Here is a 21,688-nt window from a genome sequence, read left to right on the forward strand (position 1 = left end):
CACCAAAGAAGCCCTACGATGCCTCAAACGCCACCTCAGCCGAACCGTCTACCGCAGCCTCCACACCGACCTGCACCTCAACCGATCACACCAAAAACCCGAAACAGCACTCGCTGCTTGACATAGGAGCAATGGCCGCTCGCGGTCAAAGGGGCTTGAGGCGGATCGGGGTCTCGGCGAGCAGGCCGAGGGGATCGACGTAGTCGGCGTCGGACGACGCGCCCCACATGGCGCCCCAGTGCAGACAATTCGCGCAGCCGGGGTGCCCGGCCAGCAGCGTGCCGATTGGCGAACCCGCGGCGACGACGGCGCCGGCGCGCACCGCCGCCCGGACGGGCTCGTAGCTGGTCCGCAGCCCTCCCGGATGAGCGACCGACACGACCGGCCGGCCCGCGAGCTCCCCGGCGAACACCACGGTGCCCGGGCCGGCGGCGTACACCGTCTGGCCGGCGGCACCGGCGAGGTCGACGCCCCGGTGCCCGCGCTGCCAGTTCGGCCGCGGCGCGTCGAACGTGCGCACGACGGTCGGTCGCGGCCGCAGCGGCCAGTCCAGCCGGTCGTCGGTGGCGTGCGCCACGCCGGTCGAGCCGAGTCCGGCGAGCAGGAGCGCCAGTAGAATCCGCATCAGGCCAGTTCAGCGCTTCGGCGGCGGCTTCGGCACCCCCAGAAACCCGATCTGTGGACAACCCGCGCACTGTGGACAAAAGCATCCCCGGGAACCGTGTAAACTTCCCGTTGCAATCCGCATTCGTGGGTTGACTTCGCGCGCCTGCACAGCGGCTCGATCTCGGGTCGCCACCGCATGCCGGGCGGTCCCACCTCGGACAACCGAGTCGGGTCCGGCACGCAGCAGACGCCAGGGTCCGGAATCACCCGATGCCGGACGACAACCGATAACTGAGTGAGGCACCAACATGGCCGTAGTGACCATGAAGCAGCTGCTGGACAGCGGCGCACACTTCGGGCACCAGACCCGTCGCTGGAACCCCAAGATGAAGCGGTTCATCTTCACCGACCGCAACGGCATCTACATCATCGACTTGCAGCAGACGCTGACCTACATCGACAAGGCGTACGAATTCGTCAAGGAGACCGTTGCCCACGGCGGCACCGTGCTCTTCGTCGGTACCAAGAAGCAGGCCCAGGAGTCCATCGCCGACGAGGCCACCCGCGTCGGCATGCCCTACGTCAACCAGCGCTGGCTGGGCGGCATGCTCACCAACTTCTCGACCGTTCACAAGCGCCTGCAGCGCCTGAAGGAACTCGAGTCGATGGAGCAGACCGGTGGCTTCGAGGGTCGCACCAAGAAGGAAATCCTCATGCTGACGCGTGAGAAGAACAAGCTCGAGCGCAGCCTCGGCGGTATCCGGGACATGCAGAAGGTTCCGTCGGCCATCTGGGTCGTCGACACCAACAAGGAGCACCTGGCCGTTTCCGAGGCCATCAAGCTCGGCATCCCGGTCATCGCGATCCTGGACACCAACTGCGATCCCGACCAGGTCAACTACCCGATCCCGGGTAACGACGACGCCATCCGCAGCGCCGCGCTGTTGACCAAGGTGATCGCCTCCGCGGTTGCCGAGGGGCTGCAGGCCCGCTCGGGTGCCAAGACCGAGGCCGAAGGCGCCGAGCCGCTCGCCGAGTGGGAGCAGGAACTGCTCGCCGGGGCCACGGCAGGAACCGAGACCGCGTCTTCTCCGGAAGCCGCCACCGAAACCACCACCACAGAAAGCTGAGATGGCTAACTACACCGCTGCTGACGTAAAGCGACTGCGGGAGCTCACCGGCTCCGGCATGCTCGACTGCAAGAACGCACTGGTTGAGACCGAGGGTGACTTCGACAAGGCCGTCGAGGTCCTGCGCATCAAGGGTGCCAAGGACGTCGGCAAGCGCGCTGAGCGCGCCACCGCCGAGGGCCTGGTCGCCGCCAAGGACGGCGCCCTCATCGAGCTGAACTCCGAGACCGACTTCGTCGCCAAGAACGCCGAATTCCAGGCTCTCGCGGACCAGATCCTCACCGCTGCCGTCGCGGCCAAGGCCAACGACGTGGAGACCCTCAAGGCCGCCACCGTCGACGGCACCACCGTCGAGCAGCTGGTCGCGGACCTGTCCGCGAAGATCGGCGAGAAGCTCGAACTGCGCCGGGTCGCCTACTTCGACGGCACCGTCGAGACCTACCTGCACAAGCGTGCCGCGGACCTGCCGCCGGCCGTGGGTGTGCTGGTCGAGTACAACGGTGCTTCCGAAGAGGCCGCTCACGCGGTCGCGCTGCAGATCGCCGCGCTGAAGGCCAAGTACCTCACCCGTGAGGACGTGCCCGCCGACCTGGTCGCCAACGAGCGTCGTATCGCCGAGGAGACCGCCAAGGAAGAGGGCAAGCCCGAGGCCGCACTGCCGAAGATCGTCGAAGGCCGCGTCACCGGCTTCTACAAGGACGTCGTGCTGCTCGACCAGCCGTCGGTGTCCGACAACAAGAAGACCGTGAAGGCCCTGCTGGACGAGGCCGGCGTCACCGTGACCCGCTTCGTGCGGTTCGAGGTCGGCCAGCAGTAAGAACTTGGGCAGCACACCCGCTGCTCACTGACAAAACCCCGCGCACAAACCCGGCGATCCCGGAGTGCGCGGGGTTTTGCTTTGTCCGGCTAGGGCCGGGGGAGCTTGCGGTGCAACGGATTCGTGGTCACCGGCGCGCGGCGGCGACTCGTGGGCAGGCTCTGGACGACATCAGGGCGGTCCGCCGTGGCGCGGGTGGCGTCCTGCGCCCGCATGCCCGGCGAGTTGCCGGCACCCAGGGCGGGCGCTCCGATTCGGCGCCTGGCCGCGCCGCTGCAGCTCGGACACGGCGTATCGGCGGGCACGCTCGCCATCGAATGTTGTTCGGTGAAGTCCGGGCAACCCTGTCCACACCGGAATACGTAGGTAGGCACAACGACACCATAAGCCCTATCCGCCAACGTCATCCGGATGTAACTTGCCCGAACCGCAGACGAGACACCTTCAGTATTGAATACTTCCATTCGGAAGCAAGTGTGTTTGTGTCGCTAGGAGGTCAATGTGCCGGAATTGCTGTTCCCCTTGGATTCGGCGAAGAAGTTCACCGACCAACAGTTGGTCGGCCACAACCGATGGCACCCGGACATCCCGCCGGCCGTCACCGTCAAGCCGGGGGACAGCTTCCGGGCGCACTGCCGCGAGTGGTTCGACGGCGCCATCCACAACGACGACTCGGCCGAGGACATCCTCAACGCGCCACTCAAGGGCGTGCACTGCCTGTCCGGGCCGTTCGCGATCGAGGGCGCCGAGCCGGGTGACCTGCTGATCGTCGACATCCTCGACGTCGGGCCCATTCCGCAGGAAGACTCGGGGCCGCTGGCGGGGCAGGGCTGGGGATACACCGGCATCTTCGCCAAGCAGAACGGCGGCGGGTTCCTCACCGACCAGTTCCCCGACGCCTACAAGGCGATCTGGGACTTCTCGGGGCAGAAGGCCACCTCGCGCCACGTGCCCCATGTGAAGTACACCGGCATCGTGCATCCCGGCCTCATGGGCACGGCGCCGTCGGCGGCACTGCTGGCCAAATGGAACGCCCGCGAAGGCGCGTTGATCGCCACCGATCCCGACCGCGTGCCGCCGCTGGCATTGCCGCCCGAACCGCAGGACGCGATCCTGGGCTCATTGCGCGGCGATGCCTTCACCAAGGCTGCCGCCGAGGCCGCCCGCACCGCGCCGCCTCGCGAGAACGGCGGAAACCAGGACATCAAGAACCTCACGAAGGGCAGCCGGGTGTTCTATCCGGTGTTCGTCCCCGGGGCGAACCTGTCGTTCGGCGACCTGCACTTCTCGCAGGGCGACGGCGAGATCACGTTCTGCGGCGCGATCGAGATGGGCGGGTTCATGGACCTGCACGTGGACCTGATCAAGGGCGGCATGGAAACCTACGGCGTGCATGAGAACGCGATCTTCATGCCCGGCAACACCGACCCGCAGTACTCGGAATGGCTGGCGTTCTCCGGCACCTCGGTGACGCTCGACGGCGAGCAGAAGTACCTCGACTCGGATCTGGCGTACCAGCGCGCGTGTCTGCACGCGATCGACTACCTGACGAAGTTCGGCTACAGCCCGGAGCAGGCCTACCTGCTGCTCGGGTCCGCGCCGATCGAGGGCCGGCTCTCCGGCGTGGTGGACATCCCGAATTCCTGTGCGACGGTGTACATCCCGACGGCGATCTTCGATTTCCCGGTGGCGCCGTCGGCGTCGGGGCCCTACCAGATCGATCCTGGAATGGGCGCGCCACACGCCAGTTTCTGATCCCGCAGCCGGCAGCCAGTTCCCCGATTACCTTGGGGGACTGGCTGTTTGGCGGGTGCCGGTGTCAGCCGCGCAGTTCTGCCGGGGAGCTCGAACCCTGCAGGACGCCCAGCAGCTCGGTCAGGGCTTCGGGCTGCAGCGACGCTGACGTGCACAGCGCGGCCAGCTGTTCGGACTTGTTGAGCCGATCCCGGATCTGGCGGTACAGCGCGTTGCCCCGGCGGGTCTGGTAGACCAGCACCCGCCGGCGGTCGACCACATCGGCCTTGCGCAGCACCAGATTGTCGTCGACCATCCCGTCGACGAGCCGGGTCAGACTCGGCCCGGGCAGCAGCGTCACCTCGGCCAGTGCCGTCATCGGTTTTCCGGCGCCACCCTCGAGGGCGGCCAGCACGTGCCACTGACGCACCGTCAGACCGCCCAGGTGATCGGTCACGACGCGGTCCAGTTCGAAGGCGACCGACTTCACCAGTCGAGCGAGTTCCTCGATGGTGTCAGCACGGGCGCCGGGCTTCATCTCCATGGTGGCGCCCAGCCTACCGTGGTCGGACCTGTCGTCTCGCCGTGAAACAGCGCTGATCGGAAGGTATCTTCAAAATGAATTCTGGCCACCCGGCCGCCGGACGTCGTGGTCGTCGCGATTGAGGTGGCAGGGCTGGGCTGGTCTCCCAAGGTGAGGTGATGGTGAATCCGAAACCTGCGACGATTCCCGCGCGCCCCGACCGGGATGCGGTCGACATTGCGCTCGTGGTGCCGTTGAGCGGGCCCGCCGGGATGTTCGGACCGTCGTGCGAGGCGAGCGCCGAACTGGCCGCCGAGGACATCAACGCCGCCGGCGGCATCCTGGACCGGCCGGTCCGCATTCATCCCGTCGACGCCGGCGCGCCGTTGAACGAGCTCGCGGACGAACTGGGCCGCCTGGTGGCCCAGCAGCAGATCGACGCCGTGGTGGGCTGGCACCTGTCGAATGCGCGGCGGGTCATCACCCCGCAGACGGCCGGGCGGGTGCCCTACGTGTACACCACGTTCTACGAGGGTGGCGAGAGCACCGACGGCGTGTACATGGTGGGGGAAACGCCGGAGCAGCAACTGTTTCCGGCGTTGACGTGGTTGCGTGAGCACCTCGGGCTGAAACGCTGGTGCATTGTCGGCAACGACTACATCTGGCCGCGGCAGACCGCCCGCGTGACCAAGGACTACATGTGGCGGTCGGGCCTCGAGTTCGTCGGCGAGGCATTCGTTCCGTTGGGCGGGCGAGACTTCCGGACGATGCTGGACGTCATCACCGCCTCGGACGCCGACGGGGTGCTGGTGTTGATGGTGGGTGCGGACAACGCGGCGTTCAATCGCGCGTTCGCCCGCGCCGGCCTGGACCAGAGTGTCGTGCGCCTGTCGTTGATGATCGGTGAGGATGTGTTGTGCGCCAGTGGAAGTGGGGCGACCACCGGTCTGTACACCGCGTGCGGCTACTTCGAGAGCCTGCCCACCGAGGTGAACATGGGGTTCGGCTCGCACTATCTGCAGCGGTTCGGCAGTGCGGCCCCGGCGCTCAACAACATCGGTGAATCCTGTTACGAGGGACTGTTGTTGCTCACCGCCCTGGCGCAGACGGCCCGCAGCCTGGAGGTGGCCGCGATCGACCGGGCGCGCTCCAATGTCGCCTACCAGGGTCCGCGCGGCGAGGTCGTCATGCGTGGTGCTCATACTCGTCAACCCGTGTACCTCGCCAGCGCGGACCAACTCGAATTCGATGTGATCGCCGAACTCACCCCCTGACCGACAGCCATGGCCCCGCCCGGTGCTCTGGGCGAGGCCATGACGGTGCGTCAGCTCGACTGCGGTGTCACCGCAGTTTTCAGTAGTTCCGCGCTGGTGGAATCCGTGTAGCCGTCCTTCTTGCACATGTCATGGCAGTCCTTGGTGAGCGTGCAGGTCAGCGAGGACACGGTGCCGTGGTGGAAGGGGCAGTCGTGGACCATGTCCGGCAGCTCGTACCGCTTCTGGTCGACGACGTCCAGCAGCGTCTGGCCCGCCCACAGCCGTTCCTTCTCGATCTCCTCACGAAGCGGATTGCGCCGCGCCAGGTAGTACTTGCCCTTGGTCGCGATGCACATCACCGGTGACAGCACGAAGGACAGCGTCAGCGCCAGGTAGGGCGACCAGGCCGCGAGGAAATCTCCGAAAGCGTGGTAGAAGGCCATGATCGAGAAAACCGAACCGACCAGCATCGAGACGAATCCGACCGGATTGATGCTGTAGAGGTAGGCCCGCTTGAACTCGACGTATGACGGGCTGAGCTTGAGCAGTGGCTTGTTGATCACGAGGTCGGCGACGATCGCGCCGATCCAGGCGATCGCGACATTCGAGTAGAACCCGAGAATGGTGTTGAGCACGGCGAACATGTCGCTGAGCATCAGTGCCAGCGCGATGGCGATGTGCAGACCGAGGTACACCACCCGGCCCGGGTGCACGTGCAGCACCCGGCTGAAGAAGTTCGACCAGGACAACGAGCCCGAATATGCGTTCGTCACATTGATTTTCACCTGTGACAGCAACACCATCAGCGTGGCCAGACCGAGGGCGAGGGCGTCGTTGTGGATGACCGAGCCGAAGCCGCCGAGGAACTGCTCGATGGGTTCGGTGGCGGCCGCGAAACCGACCTTGCCCGCGACGTAGAAGGCCAGGAAGGCGCCGCAGATCTGTTTGGCGGCACCGAGAATCACCCAGCCGGGTCCGGCGGCGAGCACCGCGGCCCACCAGCGCAACGGCGGTGTTTCCGACTTCTCGGGCATGAAGCGCAGGTAGTCGACCTGTTCACCGATCTGGGCGATGAGTGACAATGCCACGCCGGCGCCCGCACCGACTCCGATGGCCGTGACCTGCTCGCTGCCGCCGTTGCCCGCCCAGCTCAGGAACCCGTGGAAGCCCGCCGGATCCGCGGTCGCGATGAAGGCGATGGGGGCGACGAACAGGATCAGCCACAACGGCTGGGTCCAGACCTGGAACTTGGCCAGGGCGGTCATGCCGTAGAGCACGAGCGGAATGATGATCAGTGAGCCGATGATGTAGCCGACGGCCAGTGGAATGCCGAACGCCAATTTCATCGCCTGCGCCATGATCGCGCCTTCGAGCGCGAAGAAGATGAAGCAGAAGCTGGCGTAGATGAGGCTCGTCAGGGTTGAGCCGAAGTATCCGAAACCGGCTCCGCGCGTGAGCAGGTCCATGTCGATGTTGTATTTGGCGGCGTAGTACGCGATCGGGATGCCGGTGAGGAAGATCGTGACCGCGGCGACCAGGATCGCGACGACCGCGCTGGCCGCGCCGTGGGTGACGGCGATCGATGCGCCGATGGAGTAGTCGGCGAGGTAGGCGATGCCACCCAGGGCGGCCACGGCACATGCCATCGGCGACCATTTGCGAAAAGACTTGGGCGCGTAGCGAAGTGAGAAGTCCTCGATGGTGTCCTGGTTGGCCCAGGTGACGAAGCGGGACCAAGGGCCGACGCGGGCGGCGGCCATCGGTTGGCCGTGCACTTCGTCTAGGGATTGCTCGGTAGTCATGAACGCGTTTCCTGTCGAATCCGTCGTAATCGCCAGTGATGCAATGCATCAGGCAGGCAGGTCGGATACGGGCGCCGATGACCGGACCGGTCTGCGACCTGCAGCAGCCGGGTCGAACGGAAATTAGCACCAGTTACTTCCATATGGCACTAGTTCAAATGGAAAGTTACGCCGGGGAAACTGGGCGTTTACGCAGCGCGTTCCACGGTGCACGCAGCCGGTGTCCGGACTCACAACGTGAAATCTGGGGGTAAGGCGGGCTGGTGGTACTGCTTGGTACCGTGGGTGCCATGACACCCATCAGCACATTCGGTGACGACGCCCTCGGCGACCTCGACGCGGTCGGTGTCGCCGACGCGATCCGCAGCGGTGCGGTATCGGCGGTCGAGGTGGTGCAGGCGGCGATCGCCCGGACCGAGAAGGCGCAGCCCGAACTGAACGGCATGGCGTACGAAGCCTTCGAGCAGGCTGTTGAAAAGGCGAGTGCACCAAGACCTTTCGGAGGATTCTTCGACGGGGTACCGACGTTCATCAAGGACAACGTCGCGGTCGGCGGCTGGCCCACCATGCAGGGCGCCGATGCCTGGGCGCCCCGGCCGGCGCCGGCCGACGGGGAGTGGGCGCGCCTGTACCTCTCGACGGGGCTGGTGGCCCTCGGGAAAACGCAGCTGTCGGAGTTCGGTTTCAGCGCCTCGGCCGAGCATCCCCGGCTGGGCCCGGTGCGCAACCCATGGGACACCATGGTGACCGCGGGGGCGTCGTCGTCCGGGTCGGGGGCGTTCGTCGCGGCCGGCGTGGTGCCCATCGCCCACGCGAACGACGGCGGCGGTTCCATCCGAATCCCGGCTTCCTGCAACGGATTGGTCGGTCTCAAGCCCACCCGTGGCCGCTTGCCGCTGGACCGTGAGACCCGGATGCCGCTGCAGATCGTCGCCAACGGCGTCCTCACCCGCAGCGTCCGGGACACCGCGGCGTTCTACCGCGAAGCCGAGCGCGTCTACCGGAACCCGAAACTGCCGGCCATCGGCGACGTCACCGCGCCCGGCCGGCGCCGGCTGCGTATTGCGGTGTGCACGAGCTCGATCGGCCGGGACGCCGGCCCCGAGATCCGGGAGTTGACCATGCAGACCGCGGCCCGGCTGGAGGAGCTCGGCCATCGCGTCACCCAGATCGGCAACCCGGCACCGGAGCGGTTCCGCGACGACTTCCTGCTCTACTGGTCTTTCCTGGCCTTTGCGCTGGTCCGTAGTGGAAAACGCACCTTCGGCCCCAGCTTCGATCGCGGTAGGTTGGACAACCTGACCCTGGGACTGGAAGCAAAGGCGGCGCGCAATCTGCACCGCGTGCCGGCCGCCATCGCCCGGCTGGCCGCGTCACGGCGCATTCCGGCGCGCCTGGCCCGCGACTACGACGTGGTGCTCACCCCGACCCTCAGCGAGGTCACCCCGCCGATCGGGCACCTGGACCCGACTGCCGACTTCGACCAGGTCATGTCGCGGCTCATCGACTGGGTCGGCTTCACGCCGCTACAGAATGCCAGTGGCGCCCCGGCGGTTTCGCTGCCGCTGGCCCGGTCCGCGTCGGGACTGCCGGTCGGCATGATGTTCGGCGCGGCGGCGGGGCAGGAGGCGACGCTGCTGGCACTGGCGTTCGAGCTCGAGCGGGAAATCGGTTGGCCGTCGCTCGCGGCGCGCTGACGTCGACCGGCCGGCGGGGCTATTTTTGCTCGACGCAAGCAGCGGCAACGGCCGCTTTGTCGGGCGGCCAGCCTTATGCTGTCTCACAGGTTGCGTCAATTGGGGGTGTGCATGACTGTCGGGCCCGAGAACGGGGCTGAAAGGCAGCCGTGGAAGTCGTCGGCTCAAGGCGGCGGGCCGGAGCCCGCGCCCGGGTCCGAGCCGAGTTCGCCGCCGGTGCCCCCGGCGGGTCCCACCCCGAATCCGACACCGGACTTCACGCCGCCGGCACCCCCGGCAGAACCGCAGGGTTCCGTCCGCTGGCAGGACCCGGCCACCGCCAAGCCGCGGCAGCCGACCGTCGCCGAGGCCCGGGCCCGCGACAAGGCCAAGAGGGCGCGCGAAGCCGAAGAAGAGATCGAGCGGGTCAAAGCCGAGAAGGCGCGCAAGCGCGCGGCCACCGGCAAGAAGGTCCTCATCGGTTCGGCGGTCGGCGTCGGCGTGGTGGCGGTGGTCGCCGCCGGCTACGCGATCTTCCATCGCGATGATCAGATCAGCGCGTCCTGCGTCAAGGACGGCAGCAACGAAGTGGTGCCGGACAGCTACTGCAGCAGCGGCACCAACTACGGCGGCGGCAGCACGTTCTTGTACATGGGATCGCCGTACCGGTACTACTACGGCGGCTCCAACTCCGGCGTCGGCAGCATCGCCCACGGTGGCACCCTGACCCTGCCGAAAGGCACTACGGCCACAACGAAATCCGGCACCTCCATCTCGAAGTCGGGGTCGTCGGTATCGCGCGGCGGCTTCGGTTCGTCGAGCCACGGAAGCTCCGGTAGCTGATGCGGCGCGAACGTCACGCCCCGCGACCGGGGTGGCAGCAGATCGTGGCCAGCCAGGGCATGTGTTTCGACACCCCGGCCACCGACGCACACGGGAATGACCGTCCGTACTGGGACGAGTCGGTGCACTACGTGTTCGACATGGACGAGGTGCTCTCGATCGAGGCCTCGGTCGAGGTGCTGCACTCGATGTGCCTGGAAGCCGTCGAGAACATCGTGCTGACCGAGCGCTACCGCGACTTCGGGTTGCCGGAGTGGAGCTGGCCGCACATCGAAAAGTCTTGGCGCCGTAGCGATCCGCACCTCTACGGTCGCTTCGATCTCCGCTACGACGGCCGCCGGCCCCCGGTGCTGCTGGAGTACAACGCCGACACCCCCACGTCGCTGCTCGAAGCCGCGATTCTGCAGTGGTACTGGAAGACCGATGTCTTTCCCGCCGACGACCAGTGGAACTCGCTGCACGAGAAGCTGGTGGAGCGGTGGAAGGAAATCCAGGATCGGTTGCCCGGCAACGAAGCCCACTTCACCTGGTCCTCTGCGGACACCAGCGGCGAGGACAACGTGACGCTGGCCTACCTGCAGGAGTGCGCCGCCGAGGCCGGGATGAACACCGTCGGCCTGGCCATCGAGCAACTGGGCTGGGACCGGGACCTGAATCGCTTCGTCGATCTGGAAGACGCCCCGATCTCGACGCTGTTCAAGCTCTACCCCTGGGAATGGGTGCTCGACGACGAATTCGGCAAGTACGCAGCCGAATCCCTGCCGGAGACCATGTGGATCGAGCCGCTGTGGAAGTCGCTGCTCAGCAACAAGGCCATCCTGGCGGTGCTGTGGGAGATGTACCCGGGGCACCCGAATCTGCTGCCGGCGTACATCGACGATCCGCACGAGCTGACCGAATACGTCCGCAAGCCCAAACTCGGGCGCGAGGGGGCGAACGTCACGATCGTCGGCGCGGGTTACGAGACACAGACCGGCGGCGTGTACGGCGAAGAGGGCTACGTGTACCAGTTGCTCGACCCGCTACCGCAGTTCGACGACATGCGTCCCGCCTTGGGCGCCTGGATCGTCGGCGACGAATCGGCCGGCCTCGGTATCCGCGAGACCTCGGGTCTGGTCACCGACAACGGCGCAGCCTTTGTGCCCCACCGCATCCCGCAGTGACCGGAAGGAAACGAACTTCATGACCCTGACCGCTCTTGGCAACGACTACTGGTCCATCGTCGGACACGGCGCGTCGGCGATCGCGCTGTACGCGATCGTCGGCGGCGCGCTGATGATCCTCGGCTTCTTCGTGATCGACTGGACCACGCCGGGACCCTTGCGCGAGCTGGTCCGCTCGGGCCGGCCGAATGCCGCGGCGGTGGCCGCCTCGGGGGTGCTGTCGATGGCCTTCATCGTGGTGCTCGCCATCTACAGCTCGACGGGCGACCTGGCCGGCGGCCTGATCAAGACGCTGGTCTTCGGCCTCATCGGCATTGCCGCACAGGCGCTTTCGGTGCGCCTGATCGGCGCCGTCAAAGGCCTCGACATCGGCGAGATGCTCCACGAGGAGAAGTTCTCCCCGGTCGTGCTCGATGTCGCGGCCGCGTACCTGGCGTTCGGCCTGATCGTCGCCGCCGCGATCCTCTAGTCGGGCGGCATCAGGCTCGTCAGCGTCTCGCGGAACTGCCGGCGCTGGGCCGGGCTCAAGTTGGCCAGCAGCGCGTCGTCGGCGGCGCGAATCCCGGCGTCGGTCTTGCCCAGCAGGGTGCGGCCGGCCCGGGTCAGCTCGGTGGGCCGGGAGCGTCCGGCTGCGACGGTCGAGGGCCGGGTGATCAGGTCGCGGTCCTGCAGCGCGCGCACCACGATGTTCATCGCCTGTGGTGACACCCCGATGAAGCGGGCCATCTCGGCATTGGACATGCCGGAGCGGTTGTCCAATATGCGCAGGCAGACGTACTGCGGGAAGCTCAGGCCGAGCGGTTCGAGAACGTTGGCGGTGATCTCGGCGCGCAGCGCGTTGGCGATACGGCTGAGCAGATAGCCCAGGGGAGCGTCTTCACCTTCGAACATGTCAATTATATTGACATATATCAATCTCGTTGATAAACCGGAGGTATGACCAGACCCACAGATGCCATGTTCGAAAGCGCGTACCGCGGTGAGGCTCCCGAGATGGGTGCCCGGCCGCCGTGGAGCATCGGCGTGCCGCAGCCCGAGATCGCCGCGCTGATCGACGCCGGGAAGGTGCACGGCGACGTCCTCGACGCCGGTTGCGGCGAGGCCGCCACCGCGATCTATCTGGCCGAGCGCGGCTTCACGACCGTGGGTCTGGACCAGTCGGCCACCGCCATCGAACTGGCCCGGGCCGAAGCTGCCCGGCGCGGCGCCCACAATGCCAGCTTCGAGGTCGCCGACATCAGCGACTTCACCGGGTACGACGGCCGCTTCGGCACCATCATCGACAGCACGCTGTTCCACTCCATGCCCGTCGAACTCCGGGACGGCTACCAGCGCTCGATCGTGCGGGCCGCCGCGCCCGGCGCCACCTACATCGTTCTCGTCTTCGACCGCGGCGGCATGCCCGCCGGCCCGGCCAACCCGGTGACCGAGGACGAGCTGCGCGACGTCGTCGGCAAGTACTGGGTGATCGACGACATCTCCCCGGCCCGCATCCACGGCAACATGCCCGACGGTTTCGGCGCGACCGGCGCACCCGGCAGAGGTTTCGCCGACGTCGACGTAAGGGACGAGCCGAACGGACTCAAGTCGGTTCGCGCGTGGTTGTTACAGGCGCACCTGGGGTAGTCCGTCGGGTAGCCGCCCGCCCATCGGGTTCCACCCTCCTTGCCTCCGGCGCGATCGCCATGAGGCAGGATGGAGCCGCTGCCGATCGCCGGGGCAGTTGTGACTTGTGGGGACCGAAGGAGTCTGATGGCCAGCCCAGACAACGAGGCAGACAACGGTGGCCAGGGTTTGATCCGGCCGGCCTACAAGCGGGTATTGCTCAAGCTCGGTGGTGAGATGTTCGGCGGCGGCGCGGTGGGCCTGGACCCCGACGTCGTCGCTCTGGTCGCCCGGCAGATCGCCGAGGTGGTCCGCGCCGGTGCCCAGGTCGCCGTCGTCATCGGTGGCGGCAACTTCTTCCGCGGTGCGCAGTTGCAGCAGCGCGGCATGGAGCGGACCCGCAGTGACTACATGGGCATGCTCGGCACCGTGATGAACAGCCTTGCGCTGCAAGACTTCCTGCAGAAGGAAGGCATCGACACCCGCGTGCAGACCGCCATCACCATGGGACAGGTCGCCGAGCCGTACATCCCGCTGCGGGCGCGCCGGCACCTCGAGAAGGGCCGCGTGGTCATCTTCGGCGCGGGCATGGGCCTGCCGTACTTCTCCACCGACACCACCGCCGCGCAGCGCGCGCTGGAGATCGGTGCCGAGGTGGTCCTGATGGCCAAGGCCGTCGACGGCGTGTTCACCGCGGACCCGCGTGAGGTGCCCGACGCCCAGATGATCACCAGCATCACCCATCGTGAGGTGTTGGAACGCGACTTGAAGGTCGCCGATGCCACCGCGTTCAGCCTCTGCATGGACAATGGCATGCCGATGCTGGTCTTCAATCTGCTGACCGAAGGCAATATCGCGCGCGCGGTCGCGGGTGAGAAGATCGGAACGCTGGTTTCCAGCTAGGGCTGGGGCCGGGCGAGCGGGACTGACGGGAGAAGATGAAGTGATCGAGGAAACCCTCTTCGATGCCGAAGAGAAGATGGACAAGGCCGTCGCGGTGGCCCGTGACGACCTCGGGTCGATCCGTACCGGCCGGGCCAACCCGGGCATGTTCAACCGGATCAACATCGAGTACTACGGCTCGATGACGCCCATCACCCAGCTGGCGAGCATCAACGTCCCCGAGGCGCGCTTGGTCGTCATCAAGCCGTACGAGGCCAACCAGCTCAAGGCCATCGAGGACTCCATCCGGAACTCGGACCTCGGCGTCAACCCGAGCAACGACGGCAGCGTCATCCGCATCTCGATCCCGCAGCTGACCGAGGAACGCCGCCGGGAACTGGTCAAGCAGGCCAAGGGCAAGGGCGAGGACGCCAAGGTGTCGGTGCGCAACATCCGTCGCAAGGCGATGGACGAGCTGTCCCGGATCAAGAAGGACGGCGAGGCCGGCGAGGACGAGGTCGCGCGCGCCGAGAAGGATCTGGACAAGACGACCGCCACCTACACGGCTCAGATCGACGAGCTGGTCAAGCACAAGGAAGGCGAACTGCTCGAGGTCTGAGGATCTCCAGCCGTCCGCATCCGCACATTCGTGGCCACCGAAACCACCCCCACGGGGGAGCCCAAGAAGACATCGCGCGCCGGGCGCAATCTGCCCGCCGCCATCTCCGTCGGCGTCCTCCTCGGCGGCACCGTCATCGCCACCCTGCTGTTCGTCCCGCAGCTGTGGGTGGCGCTGGTGGCTCTGGCCGTCGCGCTGGCCACGCACGAGGTGGTGCGCCGGCTACGTGAGGGTGGCTATGCCGTCCCGGTGATCCCGCTGCTGATCGGCGGCCAGGCGATGATCTGGCTGACGTGGCCCTACCGGGAAGCCGGCGCCCTCGGGGCGTTCGGTGCCACGGTCGCGCTGTGCATGATCTGGCGGTTGTTGTCCGGCGGGCTCAAAGCGGCGCCGGTCAACTACACACGCGACGTGTCGGTGACGATCTTCCTGGCGTCCTGGGTACCGCTGTTCGGCGCCTTCACGGCGCTGCTGATCTACCCGCACCAGGGCGGCTACCACGAGGGTGCCATGCAGGTGTTCTGCATGATGCTGGGCGTCGTGGCCTCCGATATCGGCGGCTACACCGCGGGCGTGCTGTTCGGTAAGCACCCGATGGTGCCGGCGATCAGCCCGAAGAAGTCCTGGGAGGGCTTCAGCGGGTCGCTGCTGTTCAGCATCGTCGTCTCGGTGCTGTCGGTGCACTACCTGGCGGGCCGGCCGCTGTGGGTCGGTGTGCCGCTGGGCATCATGCTCGTCATCACCGGCACGCTCGGCGACCTGGTGGAGTCGCAGGTCAAGCGCGACCTCGGGATCAAGGACATGGGCACTCTGCTCCCCGGTCATGGCGGTCTGATGGACCGGATCGACTCGATTCTGCCGTCTGGAGTGGCGGCGTGGCTGGTGCTGGAGTTGCTGGCCTGACGGTCCGCGCCACGGCCCGCGAATTGAGCCAGCAGGCCAGCGCGCCGAGCACCAGACCGACCACCACACCGAGGTCCGGGCGCTGGCCCAGCAGCAGCCACGACAGCACGCCGGCGATGGCCGGGATGACCGCGAACAGCATGGCCACCGCGGCGGCGCCGTAGCGATCGATGGCCCGCACGTACATCGTCATGTACAACGTCGCGTTGAGCAGCACCACAGCCCCCACCGCGAGGACCGCGGTGTGCACGTTGGTCACCGTCCACGGCATGACGGCGGCCAGGATCGCCACCGGGACCAAGGACGCCGCGTTCTGCACCGCCGCGGTGGCGCGGAAATCCACGCCGCGGCAGAACCGCTGCTGGTAGACGCCGCCGGAGGCCAGCGCCAGCAGCGAGACGACCAGCAACACGATCACCGCGTCGACGCCGCCGACCATCAGCAGCCGCTGGGCGCACGCGGCCAGCACCGCCAGCGCGCCGAGGATCAGGGCGACGACGCGCATGGCGGTCAGGCGCTCGCCCAGGAACACCGCGGCCAGCAGCGCGGTGGCGACCGGGTTCATCGAGATGACGACGGCACCCAGCACCGCCGGAGCGCCGTGCATCAGTGCCAGGTACAGGCAGATGAACTGCACGGCCTGCGTGAGCAGGCCACTGATCACGACGTGCACCAGCCGCGTGCCAGTGGGCCATTTCACACGCGCCGCCAGGGCCCAGGTGGACAGGATGGCGGCGGCCAGCCCGAATCGGAACACCAGCGTCGCCATGGGCGTCAGAGCCGAAACCGCAAGGGCACCAATGGGATAACCCAATGCGTAGACGAAGGCCAGGAGCGACGCGGGACGGGGCGGCATGGGCTCATGGTGAGTGTTCATAGACGCCGAGTCCAACGATTTTCGGCTGTGATTTCGTCCCGGGGGTGCCGTCGGTGCGATACTGAAGCCCGTTATGGCCGTTTCCCTTCCTCTGGTGTTCGATGCACCGCGCCGCGGCATGCCGCCGCGGCACCTGGCCGACCTCGACGCCGAGGGACGCGTGGCGGCCGTCACCGAGCTGGGATTGCCGAAGTTCCGGGCCAAGCAACTGGCCAACCAGTACTACGGGCGGTTGATCGCCGATCCGCACGAGATGACCGATCTGCCGGCATCGGTGCGCGATCAGGTGGCCTCGGCGCTGTTCCCCGACCTGATCACCCCCGCGAAGCAGATTCAGTGCGACGCCGGGGAGACCCGCAAGACCCTGTGGCGCGCGGTGGACGGCACGACGTTCGAGTCGGTGCTGATGCGCTACCCGCAGCGCAACACCGTCTGCATCTCGTCGCAGGCCGGCTGCGGCATGGCGTGCCCGTTCTGCGCCACCGGTCAGGGCGGCCTGAAGCGGAACCTCTCGACCGCCGAAATCCTGGAGCAGGTCCGCGCGGCGTCGGCCGCCATGCGCAACGAGCACGACGGCCGGCTGTCCAACATCGTCTTCATGGGCATGGGGGAACCGCTGGCCAACTACAACCGCGTCGTGGCCGCCGTGCGCCGGATCACCGCGGCGCCGCCGGAGGGTTTCGGGATCAGCGCCCGGTCGGTGACGGTCTCGACCGTCGGCCTGGCCCCCGCGATCCGCAAACTCGCCGACGAGAAGCTGGGCGTGACGCTGGCGCTGTCACTGCACACCCCCGACGACGAGCTGCGCGACACGCTGGTCCCGGTCAACAACCGGTGGAAGGTCTCCGAAGTTCTCGAGGCCGCACGGTATTACGCCGACGTCACCGGTCGCCGGGTGTCGGTGGAGTACGCGCTGATCCGCGACGTCAATGACCAGCCTTGGCGCGCAGACCTTTTGGGCAAGAAGCTGCACCGCGCGCTCGGCCCGCTGGTGCACGTGAACCTGATTCCGCTGAACCCGACCCCGGGCAGCGAGTGGGACGCGAGTCCCAAGCCGGTCGAGCGGGAGTTCGTGCGCCGGGTACAGGCTGCCGGGGTGTCGTGCACGGTGCGCGACACTCGCGGCCGCGAAATCGCCGCTGCCTGTGGGCAATTGGCGGCCGAGGGCTAGCCGGCTAGCGCAAACCGACGGCGTGCCGCAGCTGCGCCAGTAGTTGCTCGGTGTCGTCGCTCGGGACGAGGTAGTGCGACACCGCGATCCGGATGGCCGTTGCGGCCTTCAGCTCGGCGTTCGGCCCCGACAGTAGCTTCTGCAGGCGGGCACGCATGGTCGGCACGACGTTCGGCAGCTGGGCGAGCACGGCCTCCGGTTCGATGTCGATGACCCGTACGCCGGAATAGGTCTTCTGGTACTGCACGATGAATTGCAGTGCGGCATCGAGCTTTTCGTTGCCGCGCAGCCCTTCGGTGGCCGCGGTCATGCCGTCGACGAACAAGTCGCGCTCGTACCGTCCGAACGACTCGAGCAGCGCCTCCTTGGAGGCGAACCAGCGGTACAGGGTGGGGCGCGAGACGCCGGCCTGCGTGGCGACCTCGGACAGGCTGAGCTTGGTCTGGCCCTGACGGGCAAGCACTTCCGCGGTGGCCACCAGGATTCGGCTCGGGGTCGAGGCGTCCTCGACGGAGCTGCCCTGATTGCTCGCCGTGCTGTCCACGAAACCGATGGTACTACCCGGTAACTTAGTCGACGGTTCCGGTGAGTCCGAGTTCGGCCAGCGCTTTGCGGGTGGAATCAGCCAGTGCCGCTTTGGTGTTCGTCTCGCCCGGTTCCCATGCGGTGACCGTCACGATCATCGACGTCGGTGTCTGGCACAACACCAGGAACAGGTGGCCGTTCAGGCGCTCGAGGTCCACCGGGGTCAGGCCCGGCTCGACCAGGCGGGCGTGGAAATTGTCGGCGTCGGTCCCGTCGGGCCGGTTGAACGCGGGCGGGAACTGGCCCAGGTTGGAGCAACCGATGGGCTTGCCGACCTTGAGCACCATCTTCTCGAGCCGCCGCACCGCGAACTTCGGCACCAGGGGAGTGAGGGGAAGCGGCGTGAGCATCATGCGGGTCCACTCGTCGACACCGGCCAGTTCGCGCTTGACGTCGCTGCGCAACTCGGACAGGTCGGTGCTGACCTTTTCGGGATCCGCCATCACGGTGATGGTGCTGAGGGCATTGCCCCGGGTGTCGCCCTCGGTGCGGATGTTGACGGGGAACGACAGCATGGCGCGGCCGTCGTCGCCCAACCGGCCCACCACCAGCCCGAGCCGGGCAGCGAGCGCGGCGAACAGCACGTTGCTGGTGCCGCCGAGGGCTTTCGCGCGCTGGTACCACTCGTCGATGCCGATGTGGACGACGACGAACGGCGGCGTCACCGGGGTGGTGATCCCGCTGGACACCGGCGCGCTCACCGATTTGGCCGACGCCGCCAGGTCGCCCTTCTGGTCGCGGGCGATCTTGACCGCGCCGACCACGGCCTTGAACCAACTGGGCATCGAGCGCACCGTCTGGCGGAGGTCTTCGCGCAGGGCCTCGCGCCGCGTGCGGGCCCCGGCGATCGGGTAGCCGAGATCGCGCGGCGACCCGTTGACCGCGTCGGCGACGGCCTCGGCGATGGCCAGGCCGTCACCGACGGTGTGCGACACCACGAGCGACACGGCCGCGCCGCCGCCTTCGAGTTGCTGCACGCCGAGGTGCCACGGCGGACCGTGCTCGGGGTCGACGGGGATGTGGCCGCGTTCGTTGACCCAGTCGTTGATCTCGGAGACGGGCCGCGTCCCGGGAGCGATGTCGAGGTCCACCGGTCCGGTGGAGCGGACCCACCGGTGGCGGCCGAACGGCAGCGGCGACCGCTCGATGCGGCGGCCCAGCAGGCCGCCGCTACCCAGGTTGCGGTGCAGGCGGCGCAGGCCATCCAGGTTCACCGGATGTTCGTAGATCCAGGTGTATTGGATGAGCGGGCCGCGGCCCAGCGCCCGTAAGCCGGTGAAGGAGGCTTGATCTCCCAGGTCGATCGTGTTGTCGGCTACGGTCATGTCGCGAATGTTACCCAGCCCACAATATTTCGCTGCGCGAGCCTGTGAGTTGTCTGGGGGAAGGTCATCTGGCGAATGGGTCGGGAGGGCCTGGCACGCTATGATGGATTGAGAATTTCTTCAATCCATCAAATAGGGGTGCCGCAGATGGTCGACAGCGTGCTCGACGGTCCCGAACGGCCGCTGTACGAGATCAAGGCGAACCTCTTCAAAGCGCTGGCGCATCCGGCGCGCATCCGGGTGCTGGAGATCCTGTCGACCTCCGAGGGCCCGACTCCGGTGAGCGACATCCACGCGGCCAGCGATATCGAACCGACACTGCTCTCCCAGCATCTGGCCGTGCTCAAACGTCATCACGTGGTCAGCGGCTACCGGGCCGGCAACGCGGTGTACTACACGCTGGCGCATCCGAAGATCGCCGAACTGCTGCTCATCGCGCGGACCTTCCTGGCCGATACCCTTGCCGCCCAACGTGATCAGCTCGATGCCGTCGGCTCGTTGCCGCCGATCGGCACCAGCCGATGACCACGCTCACCGCCGACCGCATCACCCGGCTGCTGCCGTCGCGCGCGGACTATGCCGGCCTGAGCCGTTCGTGGCGCCGCGATGTCCTCGCCGGCGTGACGGTCGGAGTGGTCGCGTTGCCGCTCGCGCTGGCGTTCGGCATCAGTTCGGGTGTCGGTGCGGCGGCCGGTCTCGTCACGGCGGTTGTGGCGGGTCTGGTGGCCGCGGTGTTCGGCGGATCGCACGTTCAGGTGTCGGGGCCGACCGGGGCGATGACGGTGGTGCTGGCGCCGATCGTCGCGCAGTACGGACTGGGCAGCATCGCCGCGGTCACCATCCTGGCCGGGATCATCGTCGTGGTGGCCGGCCTCACCGGCGTAGGGCGCGCGGTGACGTTCATTCCGTGGCCGGTGATCGAAGGATTCACCCTCGGCATCGCGGTCATCATCTTCCTGCAGCAGGTGCCGGCCGCATTCGGGCAGGCGGCACCGGCCGGACGGTCCCCGTTGGTGGCCGCGGGCGTCGTCGTCTCGCATATCGAGATGGGCGCGGCGCGGCCGGCTCTGCTCGTCACAGCGCTGGTGGCGGTCCTGATGATCGGGCTGCCCAGGCTGCATCCCGCGGTACCGGCGTCCCTGGTGGCCGTTGTTGTGGCGACCGCACTGGTGGCCGGTACCGGAATGTCCGCGCCCCGCATCGGGGCGCTGCCGTCGCGGCTGCCCGCTCCCGTCTGGCCGCACGCCGGCCTGGCGGTGCTGCACTCCCTGTTCGGCGCGGCACTGGCGATCGCCGCGCTGGCCGCCATCGAGTCACTGCTGTCGGCGCGGGTCGCGGCGACGATGTCCCCGACCGGGCCCTACGACCCCAACCGCGAACTGGTGGGACAAGGGCTGGCGTCGGTCGCATCCGGGGTGTTCGGCGGTATGCCGGCCACCGGCGCCATCGCCCGCACCGCGGTCAACGTGCGGTCCGGCGCACGAACCCGCGTCGCGGCCATCGTGCACGCGCTGGTGTTGCTCGCCGTGGTGTACCTCGTCAGCGGACTGGTCGGGGCCATTCCGCTCGCGGCGCTCTCGGCCGTGTTGATGGTGACGGCGTTCCGGATGATCTCGCCGCACACGGTCATGCGGATCCTGCGGTCGACGCGTTCGGACGCGCTGACGTTTGTGCTGACCGCAACCGTCACAGTCTGTTTCGACCTGATCCAGGCCGTCGAGATCGGGATCGCGGCCACGGCGTTGTTCGCGCTGCGCACCCTGGCCCGGCGCAGCAGCGTCACCCGCGAGGACTTGCCGGGGCCGTATGTGCCGGGCGACGAGCGCATCGCGCTGCTGCGGCTCGACGGGGCCATGTTCTTCGGTGCGGCCGAACGGCTTTCGGCCGCGATCACCGATGGCAACCATCCCGAGACGTCGGTGGTGATCATCCGGCTGTCGCAACTCGGCATGCTCGATGCCACGGGTGCGCACACCCTGACGCAGATCGTCGAAGAACTCGAGGCGCGGGGTATCACCGTGATCATCAAGGGCGTCCGGCCCGAGCATCGCGACCTCCTCGCCGGTGTCGGGATCATCGACTCCCTGCGCCACGAGAACCATCTCATCGAGAACTTGGACGATGCCATCGCCCACGCCCGCAGCCACACCACCCGGTAGCGCCGCGAAAAC

At 67.4% G+C, this 21,688-nt stretch carries 23 protein-coding genes; 15 read left to right on the forward strand and 8 right to left on the reverse strand.

From position 1 onward, the window contains the following. Window positions 1-145: 145 nt before the first annotated feature. Window positions 146-625, reverse strand: coding sequence for a M23 family metallopeptidase (locus ACJH6I_RS00005; protein WP_318984312.1), 480 nt, complete (start codon window positions 623-625; stop codon window positions 146-148). Window positions 626-914: 289 nt separating this feature from the next. Here ACJH6I_RS00005 and rpsB point away from each other — a divergent pair, with 289 nt between their 5' ends. Together rpsB and tsf are read left to right on the forward strand one after the other, a co-directional pair. After that, window positions 915-1,736, forward strand: a complete 822-nt coding sequence (gene rpsB, locus ACJH6I_RS00010; protein ID WP_318984313.1) for a 30S ribosomal protein S2 — start codon at window positions 915-917, stop codon at window positions 1,734-1,736. Between the two features lies 1 nt (window position 1,737). Then, entirely contained in the window at window positions 1,738-2,553 is an 816-nt protein-coding gene (gene tsf / locus ACJH6I_RS00015) for a translation elongation factor Ts (RefSeq protein ID WP_020102030.1), read from the forward strand. An 89-nt stretch (window positions 2,554-2,642) separates the two neighbouring features. Here the strand turns inward: tsf and ACJH6I_RS00020 are convergent, their stop codons facing one another. Beyond that, window positions 2,643-2,927, reverse strand: coding sequence for a zinc ribbon domain-containing protein (locus ACJH6I_RS00020; protein ID WP_318984314.1), 285 nt, complete (start codon window positions 2,925-2,927; stop codon window positions 2,643-2,645). Between the two features lie 127 nt (window positions 2,928-3,054). On the opposite strand from ACJH6I_RS00020, the gene fmdA reads away from it, so the two are divergent. Continuing rightward, window positions 3,055-4,308 carry a formamidase gene (fmdA, locus tag ACJH6I_RS00025; RefSeq protein WP_029118377.1) on the forward strand — a complete coding sequence of 418 codons (1,254 nt, stop codon included), beginning with the start codon at window positions 3,055-3,057 and terminating at the stop codon, window positions 4,306-4,308. A 64-nt stretch (window positions 4,309-4,372) separates the two neighbouring features. On the opposite strand, the gene ACJH6I_RS00030 is transcribed toward fmdA, so the two are convergent. Continuing rightward, on the reverse strand, window positions 4,373-4,831 hold the full coding sequence (locus ACJH6I_RS00030; RefSeq protein ID WP_318984315.1) for a MarR family transcriptional regulator: 459 nt from the start codon (window positions 4,829-4,831) through the stop codon (window positions 4,373-4,375). Window positions 4,832-4,989: 158 nt separating this feature from the next. Between ACJH6I_RS00030 and ACJH6I_RS00035 the strand changes: the two genes are divergently transcribed. Further along, entirely contained in the window at window positions 4,990-6,084 is a 1,095-nt protein-coding gene (locus ACJH6I_RS00035) for a substrate-binding domain-containing protein (protein ID WP_318984316.1), read from the forward strand. Between the two features lie 50 nt (window positions 6,085-6,134). On the opposite strand, the gene ACJH6I_RS00040 is transcribed toward ACJH6I_RS00035, so the two are convergent. Then, the gene (locus tag ACJH6I_RS00040) at window positions 6,135-7,868 is read right to left on the reverse strand and encodes a hypothetical protein (RefSeq protein WP_318984317.1); all 1,734 of its coding nucleotides are present in this window, start codon (window positions 7,866-7,868) and stop codon (window positions 6,135-6,137) included. A gap of 290 nt (window positions 7,869-8,158) precedes the next feature. Between ACJH6I_RS00040 and ACJH6I_RS00045 the strand changes: the two genes are divergently transcribed. The 4 genes from ACJH6I_RS00045 to ACJH6I_RS00060 all read left to right on the forward strand — a co-directional run bounded on the left by ACJH6I_RS00045 (window position 8,159) and on the right by ACJH6I_RS00060 (window position 12,019). Next, complete coding sequence (locus ACJH6I_RS00045; protein ID WP_318984318.1) at window positions 8,159-9,565, forward strand: amidase; 1,407 nt, start codon at window positions 8,159-8,161, stop codon at window positions 9,563-9,565. 216 nt (window positions 9,566-9,781) lie between these two features. Further along, window positions 9,782-10,387, forward strand: a complete 606-nt coding sequence (locus ACJH6I_RS00050) for a hypothetical protein (RefSeq protein WP_318984612.1) — start codon at window positions 9,782-9,784, stop codon at window positions 10,385-10,387. After that, window positions 10,387-11,550, forward strand: a complete 1,164-nt coding sequence (locus ACJH6I_RS00055; RefSeq protein WP_020102022.1) for a glutathionylspermidine synthase family protein — start codon at window positions 10,387-10,389, stop codon at window positions 11,548-11,550. Before ACJH6I_RS00050 ends, ACJH6I_RS00055 begins: the two co-directional genes overlap by 1 nt. 19 nt (window positions 11,551-11,569) lie before the next feature. After that, window positions 11,570-12,019: a DUF350 domain-containing protein gene (locus tag ACJH6I_RS00060; protein WP_318984319.1), complete on the forward strand. Its 450-nt coding sequence runs from the start codon at window positions 11,570-11,572 to the stop codon at window positions 12,017-12,019. Here the strand turns inward: ACJH6I_RS00060 and ACJH6I_RS00065 are convergent. Beyond that, window positions 12,016-12,441 (reverse strand): MarR family transcriptional regulator, encoded by a 426-nt coding sequence (locus ACJH6I_RS00065; RefSeq protein ID WP_318984320.1) that lies wholly within the window; start codon window positions 12,439-12,441, stop codon window positions 12,016-12,018. The two genes, ACJH6I_RS00060 and ACJH6I_RS00065, sit on opposite strands and share 4 nt — an antisense overlap. 45 nt (window positions 12,442-12,486) lie before the next feature. On the opposite strand from ACJH6I_RS00065, the gene ACJH6I_RS00070 reads away from it, so the two are divergent. The 4 genes from ACJH6I_RS00070 (at window position 12,487) to ACJH6I_RS00085 (ending at window position 15,559) form a co-directional block, all read left to right on the forward strand. Then, a complete protein-coding gene (locus tag ACJH6I_RS00070) occupies window positions 12,487-13,176 on the forward strand; it encodes a class I SAM-dependent methyltransferase (protein WP_318984321.1) in 690 nt (229 codons plus the stop codon). A 126-nt stretch (window positions 13,177-13,302) separates the two neighbouring features. Continuing rightward, window positions 13,303-14,058 carry a UMP kinase gene (pyrH, locus tag ACJH6I_RS00075; RefSeq protein ID WP_212811835.1) on the forward strand — a complete coding sequence of 252 codons (756 nt, stop codon included), beginning with the start codon at window positions 13,303-13,305 and terminating at the stop codon, window positions 14,056-14,058. A gap of 40 nt (window positions 14,059-14,098) precedes the next feature. Continuing rightward, window positions 14,099-14,656: a ribosome recycling factor gene (frr, locus tag ACJH6I_RS00080; protein WP_212811834.1), complete on the forward strand. Its 558-nt coding sequence runs from the start codon at window positions 14,099-14,101 to the stop codon at window positions 14,654-14,656. A 30-nt stretch (window positions 14,657-14,686) separates the two neighbouring features. Next, on the forward strand, window positions 14,687-15,559 hold the full coding sequence (locus ACJH6I_RS00085; protein WP_020102016.1) for a phosphatidate cytidylyltransferase: 873 nt from the start codon (window positions 14,687-14,689) through the stop codon (window positions 15,557-15,559). Here ACJH6I_RS00085 and ACJH6I_RS00090 read toward each other — a convergent pair. Continuing rightward, complete coding sequence (locus ACJH6I_RS00090) at window positions 15,450-16,415, reverse strand: DMT family transporter (protein WP_318984322.1); 966 nt, start codon at window positions 16,413-16,415, stop codon at window positions 15,450-15,452. The two genes, ACJH6I_RS00085 and ACJH6I_RS00090, sit on opposite strands and share 110 nt — an antisense overlap. 94 nt (window positions 16,416-16,509) lie before the next feature. Here ACJH6I_RS00090 and rlmN point away from each other — a divergent pair, with 94 nt between their 5' ends. After that, window positions 16,510-17,607: a 23S rRNA (adenine(2503)-C(2))-methyltransferase RlmN gene (gene rlmN / locus ACJH6I_RS00095; RefSeq protein ID WP_212811832.1), complete on the forward strand. Its 1,098-nt coding sequence runs from the start codon at window positions 16,510-16,512 to the stop codon at window positions 17,605-17,607. A gap of 4 nt (window positions 17,608-17,611) precedes the next feature. Here the strand turns inward: rlmN and ACJH6I_RS00100 are convergent, their stop codons facing one another. Both ACJH6I_RS00100 and ACJH6I_RS00105 read right to left on the reverse strand, forming a co-directional pair. After that, window positions 17,612-18,151, reverse strand: coding sequence for a TetR/AcrR family transcriptional regulator (locus tag ACJH6I_RS00100; protein ID WP_212811831.1), 540 nt, complete (start codon window positions 18,149-18,151; stop codon window positions 17,612-17,614). A gap of 25 nt (window positions 18,152-18,176) precedes the next feature. Continuing rightward, window positions 18,177-19,517 (reverse strand): hypothetical protein, encoded by a 1,341-nt coding sequence (locus ACJH6I_RS00105; protein ID WP_318984323.1) that lies wholly within the window; start codon window positions 19,515-19,517, stop codon window positions 18,177-18,179. 147 nt (window positions 19,518-19,664) lie between these two features. Here ACJH6I_RS00105 and ACJH6I_RS00110 point away from each other — a divergent pair, with 147 nt between their 5' ends. Beyond that, window positions 19,665-20,042 carry a metalloregulator ArsR/SmtB family transcription factor gene (locus ACJH6I_RS00110; protein ID WP_318984324.1) on the forward strand — a complete coding sequence of 126 codons (378 nt, stop codon included), beginning with the start codon at window positions 19,665-19,667 and terminating at the stop codon, window positions 20,040-20,042. Next, window positions 20,039-21,676 carry a SulP family inorganic anion transporter gene (locus tag ACJH6I_RS00115; protein ID WP_318984325.1) on the forward strand — a complete coding sequence of 546 codons (1,638 nt, stop codon included), beginning with the start codon at window positions 20,039-20,041 and terminating at the stop codon, window positions 21,674-21,676. Before ACJH6I_RS00110 ends, ACJH6I_RS00115 begins: the two co-directional genes overlap by 4 nt. Window positions 21,677-21,688 lie beyond the last annotated feature (12 nt).

The sequence above is a fragment of the Mycobacterium sp. SMC-13 genome (assembly GCF_045311035.1).
Lineage (GTDB): Bacteria > Actinomycetota > Actinomycetes > Mycobacteriales > Mycobacteriaceae > Mycobacterium.